The 23,606-nt window shown below is 66.5% G+C and carries 29 protein-coding genes; 19 read left to right on the forward strand and 10 right to left on the reverse strand.

Annotated elements, in window-relative coordinates; all coding sequences use genetic code 11:
- The first annotated feature begins 90 nt into the window (after nucleotides 1–90).
- From HEQ22_RS15610 to HEQ22_RS15625, 4 genes are read left to right on the forward strand one after another with little or no spacing between them, the layout of a single operon-like run.
- Nucleotides 91–1,080, forward strand: coding sequence for a radical SAM protein (locus tag HEQ22_RS15610; protein ID WP_432768754.1), 990 nt, complete (start codon nucleotides 91–93; stop codon nucleotides 1,078–1,080).
- Between the two features lie 12 nt (nucleotides 1,081–1,092).
- Nucleotides 1,093–2,226 (forward strand): anhydro-N-acetylmuramic acid kinase, encoded by a 1,134-nt coding sequence (locus tag HEQ22_RS15615; protein WP_432768755.1) that lies wholly within the window; start codon nucleotides 1,093–1,095, stop codon nucleotides 2,224–2,226.
- Nucleotides 2,223–2,657, forward strand: coding sequence for a SufE family protein (locus HEQ22_RS15620; RefSeq protein WP_432768756.1), 435 nt, complete (start codon nucleotides 2,223–2,225; stop codon nucleotides 2,655–2,657). The genes HEQ22_RS15615 and HEQ22_RS15620 overlap by 4 nt, the downstream gene beginning before the upstream one ends.
- On the forward strand, nucleotides 2,654–3,463 hold the full coding sequence (locus HEQ22_RS15625; RefSeq protein ID WP_432768757.1) for a HesA/MoeB/ThiF family protein: 810 nt from the start codon (nucleotides 2,654–2,656) through the stop codon (nucleotides 3,461–3,463). The genes HEQ22_RS15620 and HEQ22_RS15625 overlap by 4 nt, the downstream gene beginning before the upstream one ends.
- Here HEQ22_RS15625 and moaD read toward each other — a convergent pair.
- The gene (gene moaD / locus HEQ22_RS15630; RefSeq protein WP_432768758.1) at nucleotides 3,415–3,666 is read right to left on the reverse strand and encodes a molybdopterin converting factor subunit 1; all 252 of its coding nucleotides are present in this window, start codon (nucleotides 3,664–3,666) and stop codon (nucleotides 3,415–3,417) included. The genes HEQ22_RS15625 and moaD overlap by 49 nt on opposite strands.
- Nucleotides 3,667–3,811: 145 nt before the next feature.
- Here moaD and HEQ22_RS15635 point away from each other — a divergent pair, with 145 nt between their 5' ends.
- Nucleotides 3,812–4,966 carry a CaiB/BaiF CoA transferase family protein gene (locus HEQ22_RS15635; RefSeq protein ID WP_432768759.1) on the forward strand — a complete coding sequence of 385 codons (1,155 nt, stop codon included), beginning with the start codon at nucleotides 3,812–3,814 and terminating at the stop codon, nucleotides 4,964–4,966.
- Nucleotides 4,967–4,978: 12 nt separating this feature from the next.
- On the forward strand, nucleotides 4,979–6,223 hold the full coding sequence (locus HEQ22_RS15640; protein WP_432768760.1) for a cysteine desulfurase: 1,245 nt from the start codon (nucleotides 4,979–4,981) through the stop codon (nucleotides 6,221–6,223).
- A 24-nt stretch (nucleotides 6,224–6,247) separates the two neighbouring features.
- On the opposite strand, the gene nagA is transcribed toward HEQ22_RS15640, so the two are convergent.
- Together nagA and HEQ22_RS15650 are read right to left on the reverse strand one after the other, a co-directional pair.
- The gene (gene nagA / locus HEQ22_RS15645; protein WP_432768761.1) at nucleotides 6,248–7,378 is read right to left on the reverse strand and encodes an N-acetylglucosamine-6-phosphate deacetylase; all 1,131 of its coding nucleotides are present in this window, start codon (nucleotides 7,376–7,378) and stop codon (nucleotides 6,248–6,250) included.
- Complete coding sequence (locus tag HEQ22_RS15650) at nucleotides 7,375–8,421, reverse strand: SIS domain-containing protein (protein WP_432768762.1); 1,047 nt, start codon at nucleotides 8,419–8,421, stop codon at nucleotides 7,375–7,377. Before HEQ22_RS15650 ends, nagA begins: the two co-directional genes overlap by 4 nt.
- 58 nt (nucleotides 8,422–8,479) lie before the next feature.
- On the opposite strand from HEQ22_RS15650, the gene HEQ22_RS15655 reads away from it, so the two are divergent.
- Nucleotides 8,480–9,847, forward strand: a complete 1,368-nt coding sequence (locus tag HEQ22_RS15655; RefSeq protein ID WP_432768763.1) for an FAD-binding oxidoreductase — start codon at nucleotides 8,480–8,482, stop codon at nucleotides 9,845–9,847.
- Between the two features lie 172 nt (nucleotides 9,848–10,019).
- Here HEQ22_RS15655 and HEQ22_RS15660 read toward each other — a convergent pair whose 3' ends face one another.
- Nucleotides 10,020–11,201, reverse strand: a complete 1,182-nt coding sequence (locus HEQ22_RS15660) for an iron-containing alcohol dehydrogenase (RefSeq protein ID WP_432768764.1) — start codon at nucleotides 11,199–11,201, stop codon at nucleotides 10,020–10,022.
- Between the two features lie 281 nt (nucleotides 11,202–11,482).
- Here HEQ22_RS15660 and HEQ22_RS15665 point away from each other — a divergent pair, with 281 nt between their 5' ends.
- From HEQ22_RS15665 to HEQ22_RS15685, 5 genes are all read left to right on the forward strand, one after another.
- Entirely contained in the window at nucleotides 11,483–12,103 is a 621-nt protein-coding gene (locus HEQ22_RS15665; protein WP_432768765.1) for a PilZ domain-containing protein, read from the forward strand.
- A gap of 121 nt (nucleotides 12,104–12,224) precedes the next feature.
- Nucleotides 12,225–12,704, forward strand: a complete 480-nt coding sequence (locus HEQ22_RS15670) for a response regulator transcription factor (protein ID WP_432768766.1) — start codon at nucleotides 12,225–12,227, stop codon at nucleotides 12,702–12,704.
- Between the two features lie 61 nt (nucleotides 12,705–12,765).
- Nucleotides 12,766–13,146, forward strand: coding sequence for a hypothetical protein (locus tag HEQ22_RS15675; protein ID WP_432768767.1), 381 nt, complete (start codon nucleotides 12,766–12,768; stop codon nucleotides 13,144–13,146).
- 24 nt (nucleotides 13,147–13,170) lie between these two features.
- Nucleotides 13,171–13,584 carry a hypothetical protein gene (locus HEQ22_RS15680; RefSeq protein ID WP_432768768.1) on the forward strand — a complete coding sequence of 138 codons (414 nt, stop codon included), beginning with the start codon at nucleotides 13,171–13,173 and terminating at the stop codon, nucleotides 13,582–13,584.
- Between the two features lie 27 nt (nucleotides 13,585–13,611).
- Nucleotides 13,612–14,106, forward strand: coding sequence for a MarR family winged helix-turn-helix transcriptional regulator (locus HEQ22_RS15685; RefSeq protein WP_432768769.1), 495 nt, complete (start codon nucleotides 13,612–13,614; stop codon nucleotides 14,104–14,106).
- Nucleotides 14,107–14,134: 28 nt separating this feature from the next.
- On the opposite strand, the gene HEQ22_RS15690 is transcribed toward HEQ22_RS15685, so the two are convergent.
- The 6 genes from HEQ22_RS15690 to HEQ22_RS15715 all read right to left on the reverse strand — a co-directional run bounded on the left by HEQ22_RS15690 (nucleotide 14,135) and on the right by HEQ22_RS15715 (nucleotide 19,196).
- Nucleotides 14,135–14,881: a sigma-70 family RNA polymerase sigma factor gene (locus tag HEQ22_RS15690; protein ID WP_432768770.1), complete on the reverse strand. Its 747-nt coding sequence runs from the start codon at nucleotides 14,879–14,881 to the stop codon at nucleotides 14,135–14,137.
- Nucleotides 14,871–16,994, reverse strand: a complete 2,124-nt coding sequence (gene flhA, locus HEQ22_RS15695; RefSeq protein WP_432768771.1) for a flagellar biosynthesis protein FlhA — start codon at nucleotides 16,992–16,994, stop codon at nucleotides 14,871–14,873. Before flhA ends, HEQ22_RS15690 begins: the two co-directional genes overlap by 11 nt.
- Nucleotides 16,991–17,818 carry a transglycosylase SLT domain-containing protein gene (locus HEQ22_RS15700; protein WP_432768772.1) on the reverse strand — a complete coding sequence of 276 codons (828 nt, stop codon included), beginning with the start codon at nucleotides 17,816–17,818 and terminating at the stop codon, nucleotides 16,991–16,993. Before HEQ22_RS15700 ends, flhA begins: the two co-directional genes overlap by 4 nt.
- A gap of 78 nt (nucleotides 17,819–17,896) precedes the next feature.
- Complete coding sequence (locus HEQ22_RS15705; RefSeq protein ID WP_432768773.1) at nucleotides 17,897–18,202, reverse strand: hypothetical protein; 306 nt, start codon at nucleotides 18,200–18,202, stop codon at nucleotides 17,897–17,899.
- Nucleotides 18,202–18,507 carry a flagellar biosynthesis anti-sigma factor FlgM gene (gene flgM / locus HEQ22_RS15710; protein WP_432768774.1) on the reverse strand — a complete coding sequence of 102 codons (306 nt, stop codon included), beginning with the start codon at nucleotides 18,505–18,507 and terminating at the stop codon, nucleotides 18,202–18,204. Before flgM ends, HEQ22_RS15705 begins: the two co-directional genes overlap by 1 nt.
- Before the next feature lie 170 nt (nucleotides 18,508–18,677).
- Entirely contained in the window at nucleotides 18,678–19,196 is a 519-nt protein-coding gene (locus tag HEQ22_RS15715; protein ID WP_432768775.1) for a flagella basal body P-ring formation protein FlgA, read from the reverse strand.
- Nucleotides 19,197–19,475: 279 nt separating this feature from the next.
- Here HEQ22_RS15715 and flgB point away from each other — a divergent pair, with 279 nt between their 5' ends.
- The 7 genes from flgB to HEQ22_RS15750 are packed head-to-tail and all read left to right on the forward strand — an operon-like array spanning nucleotide 19,476 to nucleotide 23,594.
- Nucleotides 19,476–19,829 (forward strand): flagellar basal body rod protein FlgB, encoded by a 354-nt coding sequence (flgB, locus tag HEQ22_RS15720; RefSeq protein ID WP_432770894.1) that lies wholly within the window; start codon nucleotides 19,476–19,478, stop codon nucleotides 19,827–19,829.
- Nucleotides 19,826–20,236, forward strand: a complete 411-nt coding sequence (gene flgC / locus HEQ22_RS15725; protein WP_432768776.1) for a flagellar basal body rod protein FlgC — start codon at nucleotides 19,826–19,828, stop codon at nucleotides 20,234–20,236. The genes flgB and flgC overlap by 4 nt, the downstream gene beginning before the upstream one ends.
- A gap of 1 nt (nucleotide 20,237) precedes the next feature.
- Nucleotides 20,238–20,543 carry a flagellar hook assembly protein FlgD gene (locus tag HEQ22_RS15730; protein ID WP_432768777.1) on the forward strand — a complete coding sequence of 102 codons (306 nt, stop codon included), beginning with the start codon at nucleotides 20,238–20,240 and terminating at the stop codon, nucleotides 20,541–20,543.
- A gap of 4 nt (nucleotides 20,544–20,547) precedes the next feature.
- Nucleotides 20,548–21,375 (forward strand): flagellar hook-basal body complex protein, encoded by an 828-nt coding sequence (locus tag HEQ22_RS15735; RefSeq protein ID WP_432768778.1) that lies wholly within the window; start codon nucleotides 20,548–20,550, stop codon nucleotides 21,373–21,375.
- Between the two features lie 35 nt (nucleotides 21,376–21,410).
- Nucleotides 21,411–22,154, forward strand: coding sequence for a flagellar basal body rod protein FlgF (locus tag HEQ22_RS15740; RefSeq protein ID WP_432768779.1), 744 nt, complete (start codon nucleotides 21,411–21,413; stop codon nucleotides 22,152–22,154).
- An 11-nt stretch (nucleotides 22,155–22,165) separates the two neighbouring features.
- The gene (gene flgG / locus HEQ22_RS15745; protein ID WP_432768780.1) at nucleotides 22,166–22,954 is read left to right on the forward strand and encodes a flagellar basal-body rod protein FlgG; all 789 of its coding nucleotides are present in this window, start codon (nucleotides 22,166–22,168) and stop codon (nucleotides 22,952–22,954) included.
- Nucleotides 22,935–23,594 (forward strand): flagellar basal body L-ring protein FlgH, encoded by a 660-nt coding sequence (locus HEQ22_RS15750; RefSeq protein ID WP_432768781.1) that lies wholly within the window; start codon nucleotides 22,935–22,937, stop codon nucleotides 23,592–23,594. The genes flgG and HEQ22_RS15750 overlap by 20 nt, the downstream gene beginning before the upstream one ends.
- The last annotated feature ends 12 nt before the right edge of the window (nucleotides 23,595–23,606 follow it).

Below are 23,606 nucleotides of genomic sequence, written 5' to 3' on the forward strand. Positions count from 1 at the left end.
TGCGGCAGGTTATTCGGGATTCGTAACGGAGGTGGACGTAAGTTAATTAATCATGTGCCGTAGCAACTGAAAACATCGAGGAGATCTCCCATGCGTGACGTTCTGGATATCAGAAGTACGACCAACATGGTGCATCCGATATGGCTCTGGATCGATCCGACCAGTCGGTGCAACCTCGCGTGCCGCCTGTGCTACACGAAGTTCAGCCACGGCAAACTCGACCTCGATTCGGCGCAGCTCGAAGAGGCGCTGGGGCGGCTCGCGGCGTCCGACTCGCTCGAGGTCAAGGGCATTCATCTCAACTGGCGCGGCGAGCCTTTGATGAACCCGCATTTCGACGAACTGCTCGCGATCACCTGCCGCCTGCTTCCGGACGCGCCGCTGCAATGGCACACCAACGGGACGATGCTCACCGCCAAACGCGTGAAGGAGATATTGGCGGTCCCCTATAAGCACAAGATCTTCGTTTCGCTCGATGGCGGCAACGCGCGTTCGCACGACCTGAACCGCGGCGACGGCAATTTTCTGAAGACGATGGGCGGCCTGCGCCGGCTGCTCGACATGCGCGGCGACGACCGCCGCTATGCGACGATCGGCGTCTATCAGATCGACCTCAATCAGACCGAAGACGATTATGATCCCGAGTTCGTCGAGCTGCTCGGCCGCGTCGACGATTATGTGAAGGTCACCCCGCTGCTGCCGGGCGGCGCACACCGCAACGTCACCGAAATCAGCGATCTGGAAAGCGACAAATCGCTGTACGACCGGATGTTGCAGGACATCAATCCCAACCTTCCGGTTCCCGAACGCTCCTGTTTCTGGGCGGGACATACGCTTTGCCTCGCCCCCGACGGCAAGGTGTCGGTCTGCGTGATCAGCCACGGCCGCGCCGGAATCGTCGGCAATCTGTTCGACGAAACGCCTGAGGCCGTCGTCGACCGCGCGGTGGCGTTCCGCCGCATGCTCGATTCGGCGGGACGCGCGTGCGTCGGGCATTGTTCGACCTGCCGCAAGCCGGAAGGCGACGTCCTTCCGAAACACAAGCTGCGCGAACAGACGAAACAGACGGCGATTGCCTGAGGAGCAAAGCGTATGAGCGAGGGTGAATGGGCCATCGGGTTGATGACCGGCACGATCATCGACGGCTTTATCGACATCGCCGCCATCCGGACCGACGGGCACGACATATTGGAGTTCGGCCCCTGGGCGCTGTCGCCGTATCCCGATACGCTCCACGCCCTGATATCGCAGGCGTATGACGCCGCGCTGGCATGGCGTTTCGACGGCGCCGAGCCGGGCATCTTCGCCGAGGCGGAACGCGCGCTGACCCTCGCGCAAGCCGACGCCGTGACCGAGTTTCTCGACGCGCATGACATGTCGCGCGATGCGGTGCGCGCGATCGGTTTTCACGGCCAGACGGTGCTGCATCAGGCCCCCGAAAATGGCCAGCCCGGCAATACCCGCCAGCTTGGCGATGGGCGGTTGATGGCCGATCGCCTCGGGATCGATGTGGTCTATGATTTCAGGACCGACGATATTCGCGCGGGCGGTCATGGTGCGCCGATATCGGTTTCTTATCATCACGCGGTGCTGCGGCACCTTGGCGCCGGGGCCGATACCGCGATGATCAATATCGGCGGCGTCGCCAATCTGAGCTGGGCCGACGCCGCCGGCCAGGTCACCGGTTTCGACAGCGGTCCCGGCGTGGGCCCGGTCAACGACTGGATCGCCGCGCATGGGGCGGGCGAAATGGATCTGGAAGGTCGCATTGCGGCGGGCGGGCGGGTCGACGAGGACCGGCTCCGGACGCTGTTGGCGCATCCCTTCTTTTCCGCGCCCTGGCCCAAATCGCTCGACCGGTTCGATTTTTCGGGATCGCTGGCCGACGGGCTGTCGCTCGCCGACGGCGCCGCGACGCTGACCGCGTTCACCGCCTGCACGGTGGGGCGCGCCCTCGACATGCTGCCGGTGCGACCCGATCGATTGATCATCTGCGGCGGCGGACGAAAAAATCCGACGCTGATGGCCGAACTGGCGCGGCGCGCCGACGTTCAGGCGCTGGCGGCCGAAGCCGTCGGTTTGCGCGGCGATGCGATCGAGGCCGAATGTTTCGGCTATCTGGCGATGCGCAAGCTCCGCAATCTTCCGATCAGTTTTCCGGATACCACGGGCGTGCCGCATCCGATGCCCGGCGGCCGCGTGGCCACGGTAGAGACGGTGTCATGACCGAAGCGCGCGCCGCGCCGGCGACCGACGCGATCGAAGCCGCCGCGGCCGGATTGACCCGCGAGTTTGCGGCGGCCGACGATGTGTCGGCCCAGCTTGCCCGGCTGATCGCGATGGGGCGCGCGTTCGCCGGCCTTCCCGATAGCGAGAAAAATGCCGCGACCCGCGTTCATGGCTGCCAATCGCAGCTCTGGCTGACGGCCGAGCGGAGCGGTGAGGTGATGCGATTTGGCGCCGATTCCGATTCGCTGGTGATGCGCGGGCTGCTGGCGGCGATCCTGCAAGTCTATGACGGGCAGTCCCCCGACGCGATCCTGCGGCATCGCGGCGGGGCGGTCGACGACCTCATACTGACCCTCGCCCCCAGCCGCGCCTCGGGCCTCCGCTCGCTGAAGCAACGGATTCGCGAAACCACCGAGGCGACGCTTTGACCGCGCTGCAGGTCATCGGCGAATATTATTCGCGCCAGACCGTCCTGCCCGAAATCGGCGCGCATGGACAGGACACCCTCGCCCGGTCGCGGGTATTGGTCATCGGGGCGGGCGGGCTGGGATCGCCCCTTTTGATGTATCTTGCCGGCGCGGGGGTCGGGACATTGGGGATCATCGACTTCGATATCGTCGAGCCTTCCAATCTGCACCGCCAGATCCTCCACGGTGTCGACCGGCTCGATACGCCGAAGACCGCCAGCGCGGTGCGCACGCTTGCGAACATCAATCCGCATATCGAGCTGATTCGCCACGACGAGCCGATCGGGACGGCAAATGCCGAGCGGCTTGTTGCGCAATATGACCTGGTGGCCGACGGCAGCGACAATTTCGACACGCGCGACGCCGTACACACCGCGTGCCGGCAGAGCGGCAAGACGCTGGTCAGCGCGGCGATCCAGCTGACCAGCGGCATATTGACGACCTTCAAGTCGCACGAAGCCGGCGAAAATCCCTGTTTCCGCTGCCTGTACCCCGACCGACCGGACGCCGACGTCGCGCCGAGCTGTTCGGCGATCGGCGTCCTTGGTCCCGCAGTCGGCGCGATGGGATCGCTGCAGGCGATCGAGGTGATCAAGGAGTTGCTCGGGATCGCGCCCAGCCTGTCGGGTACCCTCGTGATGTATGACGCTTTCGCGTGCGAGATCGAAAAGGTCGAGCTCCCGCGGCGGGCCGGCTGCGCGCTGTGCGGATCGCAAGCCTATCCGCCGGTCACCGGCGGAAACAGCCCGACCGTGTCGGAGGGCTGAAGCGGATGGTCACGCTCCACATAGCGCCGGTTCACGGTAAAGCGCAGGCTCCCCCGGGCATTTGCGACCGCGGCAAGATCGGGGTGGCGATCGGACAGGAGATCGACAAGCATGGAAATGCTGTTGCAGCCGTCCGGCAAATCAATTTCTTCCGATGACAATCCGGTTTTGGATCTGAGCCAAGAAAAGTAAGTAATTTTCATACCAAAAACCTCTTGATACGTACTAATACGGGATTGATCATCATAATATCATATCTTTCGGTGAATTTCATCATGTTTTTAATAGCATTTTTTGACGGGAGACGTCGTAATGGTGGGCGCTTTAAGCGGACTTAAGGTTATCGATATGTCCCGTTACATCGCGGGGCCGTTCTGCGGGCAGCTGCTCGGCGACCTTGGCGCCGATGTGGTCAAGGTCGAACGCATCGATGGCGGCGAAGAAGGGCGCCGCGTTGGCGAGACGGTCGGCGGCGACACCTATTTCTTTCTGTCCGCCAACCGGAACAAGCGCGGACTCGCGGTGGATTTTCGCGATCCGGAAAGCCAGGCGCTGCTTGCCGACCTCGCCGCCAAAGCGGATATTCTGGTCGAGAATTTCCGGCCGGGAACCCTGGAATCGATGGGCATGGACTGGGACAGCCTGCACGCCCGCAACCCACGCCTCATTCTCGTGCGCATCACCGGCTTTGGCCAGGATGGGCCCCTGGCGCAGCATCCGTGCTTCGACGGTGCCGCGCAGGCGGTCAGCGGCCTGATGTCGATGACCGGCCAGCACGACGGGCCGCCGACCATGTCGGGGGTGTTCATTTGCGACTATACCACCGCGCTCTATGCGACGATCGCCGCCCTGGCCGCGGTCCGCGCCCGCGACGAAAGCGGGGTTGGGCAAGTCGTCGAAGCCACGCTGATGGATAGCGGGCTGGCGCTGATGACGACGGCCATCCCCGAATATCTCGTCAACGGCCGGCTGCCGCCGCGGCTGGGCAATCGCGACCGTTATCTGGCCCCGTCGCACTGTTTTTGCGGGCGCGACGGCGGGTGGGTCTATGTGGTGGCGGGCAATGACCAGCATTTCCACCGCTTCGCGTCGGCGATGGACCTGCCGGGGCTTGCCGAGGACGCGCGCTTTGCGACGTTCGTCGCGCGGAACGCCAATGTCGATGCGCTGGAGGTGCTGATCAACGAATGGGCCGCGCGCCACGACAGCGAGGATATAGTGGCGCGGCTGCACGAAGCCGACGTGCCTTGCGAAAAGGTCGCGACGATCGCCGACGTGGTCACGAACCCGCAGGTCCTGCACCGCGGGCAGATCGTCGATGTGCCGCATCCGGTCGCAGGCTCGGTACCCTTCCAGGCCCCGGCGCTGAAAATGTGGGGGACACCGACCGAAATCGCACGCGGCGCGCCGGGGCTCGGCGAGCATAGCGGCGACATTCTGATGGAATGGCTCGGCCATTCGCAGGCCGACGTCCGCCGGCTCGAGGAGCAGGGACTGATCTGAAGGAGGCTCGTCATGATGCTGCAGCCCGAGCGCGCCGCCACGGCCTGGAATCCCGATATGGTGCGGGGGGATTTCCCGCTGATCGCGAATATGTCCGAGCGCGGCCGGACCATCTATCTCGACAGTGCGGCGTCGGCGCAAAAGCCGCGCTGCGTGATGGACAGCATGGCCGATGCCGCCTTCACCCGATATGCCAACGTCCATCGCGGCGCTCATTGGCTGAGCGGCCTGGCGACGGAGGGCTATGAGGGCGCGCGCGCGGGGCTGCAGGCCTTCCTGAACGCCAGCGGGCCGGAGCAGATCATTTTCACCAAATCGGCCACCGAGGCGATCAATCTCGTCGCGTCGGCCTTCGCCTCGTTCGTCGAGCCGGGCGACGAGATCGTCGTCTCTGCGCTCGATCATCACGCCAACCTGATCCCGTGGCACATGCTGCGCGAGCGCCGCGGCGTGGTCTTGCGCTGGGTCGATCCCGACCCGCGCGGCAATCTCGATCCCGCCGCCTTTGACGACGCAATCACGCCGCGCACGCGCCTTGTGGCCGTCACCCACATGTCGAATGTCATGGGGGTGTTGACGCCGCTCGAGGCCATCGTCCGGATCGCCCATGATCGGGGCGTCCCCGTTCTCGCCGACGGGACGCAGGCCGCCGTGCATCACCCGATCGACGTCGCGGCGCTCGATGTCGATTTCTATGCGCTCACCGGCCACAAGCTTTACGGGCCGACCGGGATCGGGGCGCTCTATGCCAAAACCGAGTGGCTCGAACGCATGCCGCCGATGCTGGGCGGCGGCGAGATGGTCGCGGTCGTCGGCCGCGACCATGTCGAATATGCAGCGGCACCGCACAAGTTCGAGGCGGGAACGCCGCCGATTTTGGAGGCGATCGGTCTGGCGACGGCGCTCGACTATATCGACCGGGTCGGCCATTCGACCATCGCCGCCCATGAGACGGCTCTTGGCTGCCATGCCCGGGCGCGACTGGCGGCCCTGCCCGACATCACGATTTTCGGCGATCCGGAAAAGCCGGGGCCAATCCTGACCTTTGCGTCGGCCGCCGCCCATGCCAACGACATTGCCGCAATTCTCGACAGTAAGGGAATCTGCGTTCGTGCCGGTGCGCACTGCACGCAGCCGCTGCACCACATGCTGGGTTTCAGTTCGACCTGCCGCGCGTCGTTTGCGATGTATAGCACGCTGCAGGAAGTCGACGCCCTCGCCGATGCGGTCGAAGACGCGCTGAAAATCCTGAAATAAGCCGCGCGGGCTGAGACCGTCCGGCTATTCTCCGCCGATCCAGGTCCGGGCGATCGCGACCGCGTCGGTCAGGTGAACGATGTCGGCGCGTGCGCCCGGCGCCAAACAGCCATAGGTTCGGGCAAGGCCAAGCAAATCCGCCGGCGTGGCGCTGGCCATGATGCAGGCGTCCGCGAGGCTGACGTCCATCATCGAAACCGCGTTTCGCACCGCCCGGATCATATCGAGATCCGACCCGGCCAGCGTGCCCTCCGCCGAGCGCAAGGCGCCTTCGGCCCGGAATATCTCGGTCGCGCCCAGCGAGAATTTCTCGATGTCGGCGCCGACCGTCGGCATGGCGTCGGTCACCAGCATCAACTCCTTCGGCCCCTTGGCGCGCAGGGCCGCCTTCAACGCGGTCGGATGGACATGGTGGCCGTCGAGGATCAACCCGCAGATCAGCGACGAGGCGAGGGCGGCGCCCACTGCCCCCGGGCTGCGGCCGGCGAGCGGCGGCATGGCGTTGAACAGGTGCGTCATGGCTCGTAGCCCCTCGGCGGCCGCGCGATCGACGTCTTCGCTCGTCGCGAGCGTGTGTCCCGCCGCGACGATAACCCCCCGCGCCACCAGTTCGGCGATCAGCCCCGGCGCAACCATCTCCGGAGCGAGGGTCACGAGCGTCTTTCCCGTGCCCAGCGACGCGAGCAGCGCGACCGCCTCGCTGTCCATCCGGCGGATTTTCGAAGCGTCGTGGATGCCCTTCTTCTCGACGTTCAGAAAGGGGCCCTCGATATGGATGCCGAGGACGCCGGGGATCCCCTGCGCCATTGCTTCGCGCACCGCCGCGATCCCCTTCGCGATGACGTCATAATCGTCGCTGATCAAGGTCGGCAACAGCCCGGTGGTCCCGAATGTCCGGTGCGCCTCGGCAATTGCCCGCACCCCGTCGATCGTCGGGCGCTCGTTGAACAGCACGCCGCCGCCGCCGTTTACTTGGGTGTCTATGAAGCCGGGTGCGAGCAGACCACCGTGCAGCCGGACCGGTTCGAAGCCCGGCGGGATGTCGGTGTCGGGTGTGATATCGACGATCGCCGGCGGATCGATGAGCAGCGCCTGGCCGGTCAGCCAGCGGCCTTGCACCAGAATCTGGGCGCCGATCAGGGCCGTCTTGGTCATATCGTCTCGGTCACCTTCTTGAGCAACGGCGGCGCGTCGGGATCGAATCCGCGCGCGATCGCAAGCGCGTTGGCAAGGCGGTAAAAAGACTGGATCATCGCGATCGGTGCGATGGCCGGATGCAGGCCCGGGGCGACGGGCAGGGTGATCGCGCCATCCCCGACCGGTCCCGCCGCCGCCACGGTCGCGTCTCGTGCGAGGAACATGCCGAGCAACGCCGCCATCCCCGCCTGCGCTTCATCGAGCGGCGGAAATACCAGAATGGGAAAGTTGCGTTCGACCAGCGCCATCGGGCCGTGCGCGACCTCGGCGGTGCTGAAAGCCTCGGCATGGATTCCGCAGGTTTCCTTGAACTTCAGCGCCGCTTCGAGGGCGACCCCGAAGGACGGACCGCGCCCCAGGACAAACAGGCTGCGCGCCTGCGAAAAGGGGGCCAGCGCCGCATCCCACGATGCGTCCCACGCGTGCGCCAACTGGTCGGGCAAGGTCGCCATCGCGGCAAGGAGCGGTTGCTCGCCGGGGCACTGCGAGACGATCTGGGCGATGGCCGAAAGCGTCGCGATAAAGCTTTTGGTCGCCGCAACGCTGCGCTCCGGTCCGGCGTGGAGCGGCATGACGATGTCGGCGAGATCGGCCAGCGGCGCGCTTTCGTCGTTGACGATCGCAACGACGATCGCCCCCGCCGCGCGCGCGACTTCGGCCGAGGCCAGCAAATCGGGGCTCTTTCCCGACTGCGAAATCAGGATGAACGGTTGCCCCGCCATCTGGTCCATCGGCACCCGATAGATCGACCCCAGCGAGGGCGGATGCGAGGTCACGGTCTTGCGAAGCCGCGTCTCGAACTGGAATTTCGCATAGGCGGCGGCGTGATCCGAACTGCCGCGGGCACAGGTGAAAATCGTGTGCGTTGCCGGTCGAAGAAGCAGATCGGCCAAGTCTTTGGCGAGCGCCGCGTTTTGCGCCAATTGCCGGGCGACGACCTGGCTCGCTTCCCTGGCCTCGACAAACATCAAGGTCGAATCGGGTTGGGGCGGGGGCGTCATGATAATACCTGTATAATACCAGTTTACGCCTTATCGCAAGCCGGATATGATGCCGGGTATGACACATCTGCAAGGCATGCTTTCGAGTTTCCTTGGCGACCGCCTGATCGCCGGCGAAGCGGGGCGCGCGCCCTACGCGCAAAGCGAGGGGCATCATGTCGGCGCGCTTCCGGCCCTGGTGGCGCAGCCGGTTTCGATCGACGAGGTTTGCCGCGTCGTCCAAGCGGCCGCGGCAGAGGGCGTCGCGGTCATCGGCTATGGCGCCGGGACATCGCTCGAGGGCAATGCGGCGGCCGTCACCCTGGACACGCTGGTCGTCGATTTTTCGCGCATGAACGACATCGTCGAAATCGCCCCGGAAGACCTGATCGCGGTGGTTCAGCCGGGGGTCTCGCGCGAACAGCTCAACGAGCAGCTGCGCACCACCGGCTTGTTCTTTCCGGTCGATCCGGGCGCCAATGCGACGATCGGCGGCATGATCGCGACCCGCGCCTCGGGCACGACGACGGTGCGTTATGGCAACATGCGCGACAATCTGCTCGCGCTCAAAGTGGTCACGGCAAGCGGCGCGCTGATCCAGACGGGGACCCGCGCCCGCAAATCGGCGGCGGGATATGACCTCACGCATCTCTTCGCCGGATCCGAAGGCACGTTGGGCCTGATCGTCGAGGCTACCCTGCGCCTGCATGGACAGCCCGAACAGATCGTTTCGGCGAGCTGGGATTTCGAAAGCGTCGAGGGCGCGGTCGACACGGTGATCCAGACCATCCAGTCGGGGGTCGCGGTGGCGCGCATGGAGCTGCTCGACACGCGCGCGATGATCGCCTGCAACCGCCAGAGCCACCTCGGCCTGCCCGAATGCCCGACGCTGTTCCTCGAGTTTCACGGTTCCGCCGCCGGCATCGCCGAGCAGCTCGACATCGTTCGCATGCTCGGCGACACCAACGGCGGCGGGACGCTGAAGACCGCGACCGCGACCGAAGAGCGCAACGCGCTGTGGAAGGCGCGGCACCACCTGCTGTGGGCGTCGCGCGCCATGGTCCCCGGCGCGCAGGCCTGGATCACCGACATCTGCGTCCCGATTTCGCGACTCGCCGAAGCGATTTCGCGCGCCGAGACGATGATCGAGGCATCGGGGCTGTTCGCCCCGATCCTCGGCCATGTCGGCGATGGCAATTTCCACGTGTTCTTCATCCTCCAGCCGGACGATGCGCCGTCATGGTCGAAGGCCGCCGCGATCAACGAGGCGATGATCGATCACGCGCTGTCGGTGGGCGGGACGTGCACCGGCGAACATGGCATCGGCCTGGGCAAGCAGGACGCGTTGCGCCGGGAAATCGGAGCGCCTGCCGTCGATATCATGCGAAACCTGAAGCAAGCGCTCGATCCGCAGGGGATCCTCAATCCGGGCAAGATCTTTATCTAGCGGGCGGATCGAGTCAGGGAGCGGCATTGGGCGCCGGTGCGCGGGTCGCAAATCATGGCGACACCAGCCTGGCAGCGCGAAAGCTGCCCCGTCCCCACGATGAGAGGTAGGAGAGAGGGGGACGGGACGGGGGGCGCCTACCCGCCCTGCCGTTGCGGGTTCATGAACGGGTCTAACGACTTTGCGGCGATCCCGACCAGAGCTGGGCGTAGAGCATCGCCATCTCGTCGCCGTCGGGCACGCGCGGATTGTTGGCGGGCGATCCCGATGCGGCGGCCTGCGCGCACATCGTCGGGACCAGCGCCTCCCAGCGCGCGGCGTCGATCCCCCATGCCGCCGGGCCGGGCACCTCGAGGTCGCGGTTCAGCGCCGCGAGTTCGTCGAGCAGCCGCGCGACCGCCGCCTGGTCGCCTTCGCCATCGTCGGCAACCCCCATCGCGCGCGCACACGCCGCGTAGCGGCCGAGCGCGGCGGGCGCCGACCAGGCGGTGACGGCGGGCAGCAGCATCGCGTTCGACAGCCCGTGCGGGACATGGAAATGAGCGCCGATCGGGCGGCTCATCCCGTGGACGAGCGCGACCGAGCTGTTCGAAAAGGCGATTCCCGCCTGCGTCGCGCCGAGCATCATCGCTTCGCGCGCCTCGCGGTCGTCGGGGTCGGCGCACACGCGGCGCAGATTGGGGGCGATCGCCCGCATCGCGAGCAGCGCCATGCCGTCGCTGAACCGATTGGCGCGCTTCGACACATAGGCCTCGATCGCGTGGGTCAGCGAATCGATCCCGGTGTCGGCGGTCAGCCGCCGCGGCTTGGTAAAGGTCAGCTCGTAATCGACGAGCGCTGCGACGGGCAGATAGGCGAGGCCGGGGCACAGCATCTTTTCGTCGGTCGCTTCGTCGGTGATGATCGTGAAGCGCGTCGCCTCCGACCCGGTGCCCGCGGTCGTCGGGATCGCGATGATCGGCAGGCCGGGTTCGTCCTGCACGTGCGGCGCCTTGTAATCGGCCATCGCGCCGCCGCGGAGCGCGAGCAGTGCGATCGCCTTGGCGCTGTCGAGCGGGCTGCCGCCGCCAAAGCCGACGACGCAGTCGTGCGCGGCTTCGCCGAGGAACGCGACGCCGGCATCGACCGACGCGATCGTCGGATCGGGCACCGTGTCGGCAAACACCCGGCTGACGATTCCGGCCCGCGCCAGCGCGTCCTGCACTTCGGCGACGCGGCCGCTGGCGAGCAGGAAGGCGTCGGTAACGATCAGCGGCCGCGACAGACCGAGCGTCGTCAGCACTTCGGCGAGCTGCCCCGACGCGCCGCCGCCGATGCGCAGGATGCGGGGCAAGGCAATGCTGGCGATATCCAATTCGCTTCTCCTTGGCGCGATCCGAGCGGGACCGGAATAGCGCAGATCGCACCGCGGCGAACAGCCCGCGAGTCGTCGGTCGTCGGCAAGCGCCGAACGCGGCTGCAAAGCACCGACAACCGGCTGCCGCGCCCACGGGCATTAGCGAAACCCTAACCATTATGCGCGAATAATACTTAGCAATGCGAGGGATGCGGTGGGGCGCATGTCCGAAAAGATGAGTCGCACGCCGCACCGACACCACCGCACCCGCTGACCCCGGGCCTATAAGCGAGGACGATATGGGGTCTTTTTCCAGCCCGATGAGCGCGCCGCCGAACGCCGCCGAATCCGGTAGCGACCGGCGCGAAGCCGATCGTTTCTGCACCGTCTGCCGGATCGCCAAGATCGGCCGCGAGGGCGATGCCGGCCTGTGGCTGGTTCGCAACATATCCGATCGCGGCATGATGCTGGCGGCCGACGTCCCGGTCGAAAAGGGCGAACGGCTGGAGATCGCGCTGTCCGACACGGTGATGTTGTCCGGCCGCGTCGTGTGGGCCGAACAGGGCCGCTGCGGCGTCGCCTTCGACGAGGAAATCGACGGCGCCGCGCTGCTCAAGCAGCTCGCTGCCGAACAGCGCGAGGGCGGCTATCGCCCGCCGCGCCTGCCGGTTCACTTCAAGGCGACCGCCGAAACCGATGACGGGACGGCTGCTATCTTGCTCGTCGACCTGTCCCAATCGGGGGCGGGGTTCAGCCACGACGGCCGGTTCGCGGCGGGCATGGTCCTGCGGCTGGTGCTCGACGGCGGGATCCGGCGCCAGGCGGTGGTCCGCTGGTCGAAGGGCGGACGCGGCGGGCTGTGGCTTACCGAGCCGCTCGGCCGCGCCGATCTAGAAAGCATTCGCCGCCTCGAAGGGTGATCGACGAGGCGTGCAGGGGTGCGGCGCGGGGGGACAAATCAGGTGCCGCAGGCCCCGCAAATGCGCGCGCGAATCGTCCGCCCAACTTGATTTCGACTCGTGATGCTCTATTCGAGGGGGCGTGCAAGGTGACCCCGACAACTATCTCAGTCTCCTTTCGGCTGCGCAGATCGAAACGTTGCGGCACGTCTACGAGCATAAAAATTCCAAGGAGATAGCGCGCATCATGGGCGTATCGCCGCACACCGTCGATGAACGGGTCCGGCGATCCCTAAGAAAGCTAAGTGTTTCCAATCGGGTAGAGGCTGCGCGCATTCTTGCTCGTAACGGTGTCTTCGAAATTGTTACTCCCTATCAATCGTTGACATATCAATTGATCGACCTAGGCGACGCCCCCCCTGCCGACGAAGCGGAGCCGGGGCGCAGTTCTTTGTGGCGATCACTCGATATCGGTTTGCCATTCCCGACCGCGTCCCAGCCGGCCAACCGGCATGGGTTGATGGAAAGGATTCTCTGGCCAGTTTTGATCGCCTTTGCGACGATCCTGGCTTTCTCCGCCCTCTATTCGATCCTTGTCGGTCTCGGCCGTGTCTTGTCGTGACATGTTCGAACCGAATGCTGCGGGGGGAAGCCGGTGGCATTCTCTTTCAAGGACCAAAATTATGCTGAATGAAAGAGTTTCCGCGGCCAAGAAGATCGCTTCCGAACTGCACCAGGCCGAGGACGCCATCGACGAAGTGATGATCCGCATCGCCCATCTCGCCGCCACGCTGCCGACGGCGCGCCGCGACACCAACATGTCGGCGATCGTCGGCCAGGAAGCGATGGCGAAAGTCGCCCGCGCCCTCGCCGCTGCCGGTGACGTGCGCCAGTTGCTGACCGATGCGCATGTCGCGCTGACCGTGACGCAGAAGGAAGTCGGGCTCGGCACCCGGATGTTCGGCGCCGGCGTCAAGCCCGCGAGCGCGCGGCTGGTCGACGAAGGCAGCAACGACAGCTCGGCCGACGATGTGGCGTTCGCGCCGCTCGCCCAGGCGTCGTGATCGACAGCAAGGATTGACAGCCGCATGTGGTCGGTGGCGATCTATTATGTTGTACTGCTCGTCACAGTGGCCGTCGCGCTCCGGCGCGGCGGCCGCTGCGAGCGGTGGGCGGCCTACACCGCCCTGATCGCCTCGCTCCTCACCAGCGCCATGTCGCCTTTTCCAACCTGGACCGACACCGAATATAATATCTTCGCCATCGACCTGCTGGTGCTGCTCAGCTTCTGGTTCATCGCCCTGAAGACGCCGCATTTCTGGCCCTACTGGATCACCGGCTGGCAGTTGATCGCCATTTTCGGCCATATCCAGAAGATGATGTTCACGGAGATATTGGCGCGACCCTATTCGCTCCTCTCGGTCTATATTTCGTACCCGATCCTGCTGTTGATCCTTTATGCAGCGGGTACGTCCAGGCGGAAAGACGATGTTGCGGCCTAGGCCATGCGGCTCCCCCGGGGGCATCGAATGCAGCAGTTTTCGAATCAGGAAATCGCCGAACTGAAATCGCGGATCGATCAGATCCACGATCTGTTGGCGAGCCGCGGCGACGAAGCGGAGGCGGGTTTTACCGGACCTGCGAACGGCAATGACGCGCCCAGATCGGCGTTGCTTAACCAGGTGTCGTTCACCATCCACGTCCGGCGCATCCGCCGTAGCCATTTCGGCACCAGCGAGCTGTCGGGTCCGATCTGGGACATGATGCTCGACCTGGTGCTGGCCGACACCCACGGCCGCGCGCTGAGCGCCAGCGACCTCGCCACCGGCGCCGGGGTGCCGTTGTCGTCGGGGCTGCGGATGATTGCGGCGCTCGAGCGGCTCGGGCTCGCGCAGCGTTCGATCGACGCCAGCGACCGGCGGCGGTCGATCGTCCGGCTGACCGACAGCGGCAGCGATCGCATGACGAGCTATTTCGACAAGGTCGGCAGCGCGTGGCAGACCAACCGGGCCGCTGCGGCCTGATAGCGTCGGGCCGCGGAATCGATCCGCCCTATTCGGTCATTGCGCGCATCATCCGGTCGATCTTGTTCATCGCCTCGCGCTTGATCTGGCACACCCGCGCCGCGCTGACGTCGAGGGTCAGGCCGATTTCCTGCAGGTTGAGCTCTTCGAAGAAATAGAGTTGCAGCACCAGTTGCTCGCGCTCGGCCAGGTCGGCGATGCATTGCCGCAGCGCGCCGAGCAGATCCTCGCGCTCGCACAGCTCGTCGGCGCCCGCGCCATCGTCGGCGAACAGGAAGTCGCCGCCTTCGGTGAGTTCGTCGAGCGACGTCGAGCGGCCATAGGCGGCGTTGCGTTCGAGCGCGAAAAATTCGTCGGCGGTCATACTGCAGGCGGCGGCCATTTCGGCGGTGGTCGGCGCGCGCATCAGCTGTTGTTCGAGCGTCGCGCGCACCGCCTTCAGCCGCTTGCTCGCGGTCATCGCGCTGCGGCCGACGTCGGCCTCGCGCCGCAGCTGGTCGATCATCGCGCCGCGAATCCGCGTCGAGGCATAGGTGGCAAAGGCGAAGCCGCGCTCTTCATACTGGCGGCTCGCCTCGATCAGCGCAATCAGCCCGACCTGGATCAGGTCGTCGAGCTCGCTCGTCCGCGACACGCGCGAAAACACCTGCCAGGCGATCTTGCGCACCAGCGGCGCATATTCCGCGATCAGCGTGTCGACGCTGCCCGCATAGCCGTGGGGCCGCAGGGCGCTGGTCGCGGCGCCGGCAAATTGCGCGGCGGGCTCAACTCTCATGGTGGTGGTCCTTCTGGTAGCCTTCGCCATCGTTCGCGAGGCGCGGGACGTCGGCGCCGATCGTGGCAACGATTTCGGTGTGCTTGTTCGCCGGAATCTCGAGGTAGGAGATCACCGCGACGTCGGGGAAGGTCGCGCGCACCAGCCGCGACAGCGCCGACCGGCAGAGCGGCGAGGCGACGAGCGCGAAGCTGCGCGTCGACAGCAGCAGCGGTTCGACCGCCTCGCCGACCTCGCCGATGATCTTCATCGCCATTCCATGTTCGAACGGCCATTCGGCGCCGGGATTGGCGCGCACCGCCTGGTTCAGCATCATCTCGATCTCGGGGCTGAAGGTGACGACGGGCAGCGGCATCCGGCTCGGCACGATCGTCTGGACGATCAGCGCGCCGATGCGCTGGCGCACCGCCTCGACCAGTTCATTGTCGCCCAGCTGCTGCGCCGCCAGCGCGACCATCGCCTCGGCGATCTTGCGGAAATCGCGCAGCGGCACGCGCTCGACCAGCATCGCCTTGCACAAGGCGGCGACGCGCGGCAGCGCATAGCCCTGCGGGCTGAGATTCTGCGCGAGCTGCGGATATTGCGCTTTGAGATTGTCGATCAGCGCCTGGGCGTCGTCGATGCCGAACAGGTCCGACGCCGCGCCGACGATGCTGTTGTTGAGGTGGGTGGCGACGACCGTCGCCGGATCTACGACGGTATAGCCCGCCGCGATCGCGTCGTTCTGCGCGCTTTTCGGGATCCACAGCGCGTCGAGTCCGAAGGTCGGATCCTTGCACGGGCGCCCGGTCACCCGCGTCACCAGGTCACCCGAATCGAGCGCGAGCATTTCGTGCGGGAACACCTCGTCCTCGCCGACGATCACCCCGGCGACCGAGATGCGATAGACGTTGCCGGGCAGCGACAGGTCGTCGCTGACCTTCACCGCGGGAACGACGAAGCCGAGTTCCTTCGACAATTGCCGCCGGATGCCGGTGATCCGCGCCATCAGCGGCGCGCCCTTGCGCTCGTCGACCAGCGCGATCAGCGCATAGCCGATCTCGAGCTGGCAGGCGCTCGAATCGCTGACGTCGGCCCATTCGATATGATGCGGGTCGGCGGCGGGCGGGGCGGGCGGCGGCAGCGCCTCGGCGGCGGCGGCGGCGCGGCGGAGCTGCCACCCGCCGGCGAACGACAGCGCCGCGGCGGGCAGGATCAGCATCTGCGGCATCGCGGGAACCAGCCCGAGAATGAACAGGATCACGCCGACCGCCATCCACACGTGCGGCGAGGCGAACTGGCCGCCGATCTGGCCGCTGAGGTCGAAAGGCGATGCGACGCGGGTGACGATGGCGGCGGCGGCGATCGACAGCAGCAGCGCGGGGATCTGCGCGACGAGCGCGTCGCCGATCGCGAGCGTGACATAGGCAGCGCCGGCTTCCGAGAAGCTGAGGCCGTGGCTGAAGATGCCGAGGATGAGGCCGCCGACGATGTTGACGAACAGGATGAGCAGCCCGGCGACCGCGTCGCCCTTCACAAATTTGGAGGCGCCGTCCATCGAGCCGTAGAAATCGGCCTCGGTCGCCACCTCCTGGCGCCGCGCCTTGGCTTCGTCGGGGGTGAGCAGGCCGGCGTTGAGATCGGCGTCGATCGCCATCTGCTTGCCCGGCAAGGCGTCGAGGGTGAAGCGCGCCGACACTTCGGACACGCGGCCGGCACCCTTGGTGATGACGACCATATTGATGATCATCAGCACGAAGAAGACGAACAGGCCGACGACATAATCGCCGCCGATCAGCACTTCGCCGAACGCCTCGATCACATGGCCGGCGGCGTGGGTGCCTTCGTGGCCGTGGACCAGCACGACGCGGGTCGAGGCGACGTTGAGCGCGAGGCGAAACAGCGTCGCGAGCAGCAGTACGGTCGGAAACGACGAGAAATCGAGCGGTTTGGCCGCCGACAGCGCGACCATCAGGATCGCGAGGCTGATCATGATGTTGGCGACGAAGCTGATGTCGAGGATCAACGGCGAGACCGGGATCACCATCAGGCCGACGAGGATCAGCATGGCGGCGGGCAGCACCGATGCGATGGCGATGCGCCCGGCGCGCTGCGGGGTGAACAGCGCGGTCATGCCGCACCGCCCGACAGCGACGCGAGGCGCCGGTAGGCGTCGGCGGCAAAACCCATCGACAGCTTGCGCGGCATCGGCTGGATGTCGAGCATCGGCAGGGGCGGCCGTCCGCCGCCGGCGGTGCCGCTGGTCGACGCGCTGCTCGCCGCACTGTGCCAGGCGGCGACGGGGGCGAGTTTGAAATTCTCGGCCTTGCCGCCTGCTTCCAGCTTGCTGCGAAAGCGTTCGCGGATCTCGCCCAGGCTGCGCATGCTGCCGTCGGCGGCATAGAAGACCGAGCGGTTGGCGGCGGCCGCCTCGGGCATCATCGGCGCGCCGGGCTGATCGGGGTTCGCGGCCATCGCCGACAGGAATTTGGCGGCGCCGCCGCTGCCGAGGAAATGCGCGAGATAGAGGTCGACCGGCTCGGCGCTGCGGCCGATCCGGCTTTCCAGATAATCGCGATTGTCGCCGGTCAGCGCGGCGGCCATGTTCGAGGCCGCAGCGGGGTCGTCGCGCAGCGCAAAGATCTGCTCGCGCAGCGCGGGGTCGGCGACCGACAGCCGGCCCGACGGATCGCGCGCGATCGCATCGGCGGCCCACGCCAGACCGTGGTTCGCGCCATGGCGGTCGAGCGTCGCGAGCCAGGTTTGCCGGGTGAACTGGAACAGCCCGCGCGCCGACGAGGTCGACGCCTGGGCGCTGGGATTATAGGCGCTCTCGACTCGCGCGACGTCGAACAGATAGTCGAAGTCGATCCCGGTGCGTGCCGACGCGCCCTGCACCGCCGCCATGACGGGGGCGGCGACACGCGGCGCGGGGACGGGGGTGTTGACGGCATTCATGGCAGGACTTCCACTGGTTCACCAGCGGCGTCGCAATCATCGTGCCAAATTCCGAAATTCAGCTGGAAGTCATGCTTATCAATAGCTTAAGGCAGCGCCGCGCGCGGTCATGCCGCGTCCCGACTGGTTTCTGTCAATCCTCTGACGCGTCCAGTCCTTCAGGATGTTGACGCGGATCGCCGCGGCTTCGAGCTGACCGAGCGTCCGGGTCATCAGGACGCGGGCGCGCTGTTCGCTGCCCGCCGGAACCGCGGCGCCGCGAAACAGGATCGCCGCGGTCGCGAGGTCCTCGGTCGCGGCGATGATCGCGCCGGCGTCCTGTCCGCCGAGCGCGGCGACCAGCGTATCAAGCCGTGCCTGGACCTCGTCGAGTTGCGCCAACATCAGGCGGCGCCCGGCCGGTAAAAGGCGACCATCGCGTCGGCGATGCGCGCCGGGTCGGGGCTGTAGCTGCCGTTGGCGATCGCGGTGCGCAGCGCCGCGACGCGTGACACGTCGACCGGGGGCCCCCGGTCGGCGATCTCGCCGGCCAGCCCGATCAGGTGCGGCGCCGGCAGGGGCTCGGGCGACGTTCGGACGACCGTCGGCGCGTGCGCCGGGGCGGCGGCGTCGCCGGCGATCTTGCGCGGCGCTGCGGCGCGGACAATGCCCCCGACCGCCTGCAGCCCGATCTTGCTGTCACCCGACATCTCAGCCTCCATCGATGCGACCGTCAGAAAAGTGACGACGCTGTCAGGAGAGCTTAACGGCTGGCTTTGCGGACGATTAAGCGCCGGCGCCCGAAAAAATGACATGAAAAAGCCCGGCCGCGTCGGATTGCCGACAGCGGCCGGGCGGCGGGGGAGAGGCTGTCCCCGCGCTAGTCGTTCAGGCTGGCGCGCCCCGGGCCGGTGACGACGGCGCTGAGCATATCGCGTGAGTCGCTGCCGCGCAGCGCGATCGTCTCGCCGACGCGGCCGTCTTCGGTCGCGATCGCGGCATAGCTGATCGAAAAGCTTCGGGTATCGATCGTCACCCGGACATTGTCGCCGCGGCGGATCACCGGCGCGGCCGGCCGCGCATAGCTCGCCTGCGTCGGCATGCCGCCCGCCGGACCGGTCATCGGCACGCGCAGCCGCCAGCCGAGCGAGGGACAGCGGACCGCGAGAGTCTGCGCGTCGATCGCGGTGATCGCCGCCTGTTCGGGGCAGCGCGCGAGCTTGATGCGGCGGTCGATCGGGGCGGCGCTGCGGCCCATGGCATTGGCCACCATCGCGGTGAGGGTGTCGATCGTCTGCCAGTCCTCGCTGGCTTGCTGCGCGTAGGCGGGGGTCAGGGCGGGGGCGCTGCACGCGATCAGCGTGGCGGCGGCGAGGCAGGCATTGGTCTTGCGGATCACGATCCATCTCCTTTGGCTTGGTCCAAAATGGTCGCCGCTCGTTCTGCACGAACCATGCCACTCGCCCATTTGCGCGCGGTCGTGCCCGCCGCCGCGGCGCGCCGTCGGTTTTTTGACGAGGCGCTGCCGCACCGCTCATCGGTACCTCGTCCGAAAGCCCAAACGCTGGGAAAAGCGTCAAAAATTCCGTCTGGCACGATCGTTGCTTCATGTCTTGGGTATTTCCGCGCTCCCGCACCGGCCGCTGCCGGACAAGGCAGACAGCGAAGAAAGGATATGATGATGGCGTCCGAAAAGCTCTTTGGCCTGCACGCGACCGCGCTCCAGCTGCGCAGCCAGCGCATGATGCTGCTCGCCTCGAACATCGCCAATGCCGCGACCCCCAATTACAAGGCGCGCGACCTCGATTTTTCCAAGGCGCTCGATCTGGCGCAGCAGGGCGGCGCGACCGCCGATGCGATGGCGGGCGCGATCGGCTATCGCGTTCCGGTCCAGGCTTCGCTCGACGGCAACACCGTCGAAATGGCGACCGAACAGACCGCCTTCGCCGAAAATGCGCTCGCCTATCGGTCGAGCCTCGCCTTTCTGTCGGGCCGCGTCACGACGCTGACCCGCGCGATCAAGGGCGAATGACGATGAACGGCAATTTCTCGGTCTTCGACATCAGCGGCCGCGCGATGTCGGCGCAGCTCGTCCGCCTGAACACCACCGCGTCGAACCTTGCCAACGCTGGCACGATCGCGGGCAGCGAGGCGGGCGCCTTCCGTTCGATGAAGCCGGTGTTCCGCACCGTGATGGACGATTTCGGCCGCGCGACGGTGCAGGTCGATCAGGTGACGGTGTCGAAAATGGCGCCGTCGAAACGCCACGATCCGACCAATCCGCTCGCCGATGCCGACGGCAACATCTGGGAGGCCGCGGTCGATAGCGCCGCCGAGCTGGTCGAGATGGTCGAGACCGCGCGCCAGTATCAGAACAATGTCCAGGTCCTCGAAACCGCGAAGGGCCTGATCAACGAAACCCTCAGGATGGGACAATAAAATGGCCGTCAGCAGCATCACCAACACCGCCAATGTCGTGCTCCAGCCCGCGGGCAGCGGACAGCAGATGGGGCAGAGCGACTTTCTGCGCCTGATGACCGCGCAGCTCAGCCAGCAGGATCCGTTCAACCCGGTCGATAACCAGGCGATGGTCGCCCAGATGGCACAATTCTCCAGCCTCGCCGGGATCAGCGAAACCAACACGACGCTCGAGAAAATCTCCGCGCAGCTGACCGCCCAGACCGAGCTGCTCAAGGATATCAAGGCCGCCACCCCGGCGCCGACCGCCACCACCGAAGAAGGATAAACTCATGTCATTCTATACCTCGCTTTCGGGCCTCAAGGGTGCCCAGACCGACATGTCGGTCATCTCGAACAACATCGCCAACGCCGGGTCGATCGGCTTCAAGCGCAGCAGCGCGCAGTTCGGCGACATCTTTGCCGCGTCGCCCAACCAGTCGACGCGGATGATCGCGGGGCAGGGCACCCAGCTCAACGGCATCACCCAGCAGTTCACGCAAGGGTCGTACGAAGCCAGCGACAAGACGCTCAACATGGCGATCGTCGGCGAAGGCCTGTTCGTGGTGAAGGGCGCGCCGCCGACGAGCGCGGTCAGCTATTCGCGCAACGGCGCGTTCTCGCCGCTCGCCGACGGCCGCGTCGTCGACACCACCGGTGCGACGCTGCAGTTGCTGCCGGTCGATGCCGACGGCAATGTCACCAACCGCACGCTCGCCGGCGCGCAGGACCTGATCCTGCCGACGAGCGCGCCGGGCAATCCCGACGCGGCGCTGGTCAATGTGTCGATCGGCACCGACGGGCTGGTCACCGCGACCTTCGCCGACGGGTCGAACCAGAAGCTCGGCAAGGTCGCGATGGCGACCTTCCCGGCGATGGAGGGGCTGCGCCCGGTCGGCGACGCGCACTGGCAGGCGACGGGCGACAGCGGCCAGCCGGTGATCGATGCCGCGGGCAGCGGCGCGATGGGCGCGGTGCGCTCGGGCGCGCTCGAACGCTCGAACGTCGATATCACCGAGGAACTGGTGATGCTGATCGCCGCGCAGCGCAACTTCCAGGCAAATGCCAAGGCCATCGAAGGCGCCTCGTCGCTGACCCAGACGATCATCGGCCTGCGTTGATCCGCAGTATTTAGCCGGCCGCCGGGAGCAAGACCATGGACCGCGTCATCTATACCAGCCTTACCGCGATGCGGGGCAGCATGGCCCGGCAGACGGCAACCGCCAACAACCTCGCCAATGCGCAGACGCCGGGCTTTCGCGCCGACATGGCCGAAGCGCAGACGCTGTGGCTGCATGGCGGCGGGCTGGACGCGCGGGCAATGGCCTCCGAAGAGGTGCTCGGCGCCGACATGCGCGCCGGCACCATCACCGCGACCGGCCGCGACCTCGACGTCGCGATGCAGGGCGATGCGCTGCTCGTCGTTCAGGCGAAGGACGGCAGCGAGGCCTATACGCGGCGCGGCGACCTCCAGGTCGCGCCGAGCGGACTGCTCACCACCGGCGACGGCCATCCCGTCCAGGGCGGGCAGGGGCCGGTCACCATCCCGCCCGCCGACGCGGTCAATATCGACGCCGAAGGGCGGGTGTGGATCGTGCCGCAGGGCGGCGATCCCGATCAGCCGCAGGAGGTCGACCGGCTGCGCCTCGCGACGCCGACCGGGTCGGACATCGCCAAGGGGCTCGACGGCCTGTTCCGCGTCCGCGGCGACGGCATCCTGCCCGACGATCCCGAAGCGCGGCTGGTCACCCGGTCGATCGAGGGATCGAACGTCGCCGCGACGACCGCGCTGGTCGAGATGATCGAGGCGAGCAAAAGCTGGGATTCGCAACTCAAGCTGATCAGCGACGCGCGCGACATGGACAGCGCGACCGCCAATCTGATGCAGCTACCCCGTTAGGAGATTATGACATGAGCTTCGGCGCCTTGCACGTCGCGCGAACCGGTCTGGATGCCCAGGGCTTCCGGATGCAGGTGATCGCCAACAACCTCGCCAACGTGAACACCACGGGTTTCAAGCGCGACCGCGCCAATTTCGAAACGCTGAGCTATCAGATGATGACCGCGCCGGGCGCCCCGGCGACGGCCGAAAACCGCTATGCGACCGGGCTCAACCTCGGCACCGGGGTCTCGCTCGCGGGCACCTCGCGCATCGACACGCAGGGCAGCTTCGCCACCACCGGCAACGCGCTCGACATGGCGATCGACGGCGCCGGCTTCTTTCAGGTCGAAATGCCCGACGGGCGGATCGGCTATACCCGCGCCGGCAATTTCAACCGCGCCGCCGACGGCACCATCGTCACCTCGGACGGCAAGCCGCTCCAGCCGGCGATCCAGGTGCCAGAGGATGCCACCGCCATTTCGATCGGCGCCGACGGCACCGTGTCGGCCTCGATCCCGGGGCAGGAAGGGGTGACCGAACTCGGCCGGATCGAGATTGCGCGCTTTGCCAACCCGTCGGGCCTGCAGGCGATCGGCGACAATATGCTGGTCGAGACGCAGGCCTCGGGCGCGCCGCAGGTCGGCGGTGCCGGCGAGGAAGGCCGCGGCACGCTGCGCGCCGGGATGCTGGAAGGATCGAACGTCAATGTCGTCGAGGAACTGGTCGACATGATCGAGACGCAGCGCGCCTATGAGGTCAATTCGAAGATGATCCAGGCCACCGACGAAATGATGAAAAATGCGACGCAGACTCTCTAGCGCGCTGATCCTGATCGTCGCCGCGGCGCCCGCTCCGGCGCTGGCGAAGGACAAGATCGCGCCCGACGCTTTTGCCGCGACGATGTCGGCCCCGCCGCCGCCACCGCCGGCGAACGGCTCGATCTTTCAGGGCGGCTATGTCGCGCTCACCTCGGGCGGGCGCGCGGGGCGGGTCGGCGACATCGTCACCATCCAGCTCGTCGAGCGCACCGCCGCGACCAAAAGCAACGCCGCGGGAACCCAGCGCGGCGGCAGCATCGGCCTGACCCCGCCCGCCACCGGCCCCTTGTCGCTGTTCAACCCCAGCGACATCGGCATGGGCGGCGACCAAGCTTTCAAGGGCAAGGGCGACGCATCGCAATCGAACGCATTGTCGGGCGAGGTCAGCGTGACCGTCGCGGCGGTCTATCCCAACGGCACGATGCTGGTGCGCGGCGAAAAGCTGCTGACCCTCAACCGCGGCGACGAGCGGGTGCAGATCTCGGGGATTGTCCGTGCGATCGACATCGGTCCCGACAACCGCGTCCTGTCGACCCGCGTCGCCGACGCCAACATCCGTTACGTCGGCAAGGGAGAGATTGCGCGCGCCAGCCGTCAGGGCTGGCTGCAACGCTTCTTCTCCATCATCAGCCCGTTCTGAAAAGGATCACCC

Source organism: Sphingopyxis sp. (assembly GCF_050916055.1).
Lineage (GTDB): Bacteria > Pseudomonadota > Alphaproteobacteria > Sphingomonadales > Sphingomonadaceae > Sphingopyxis.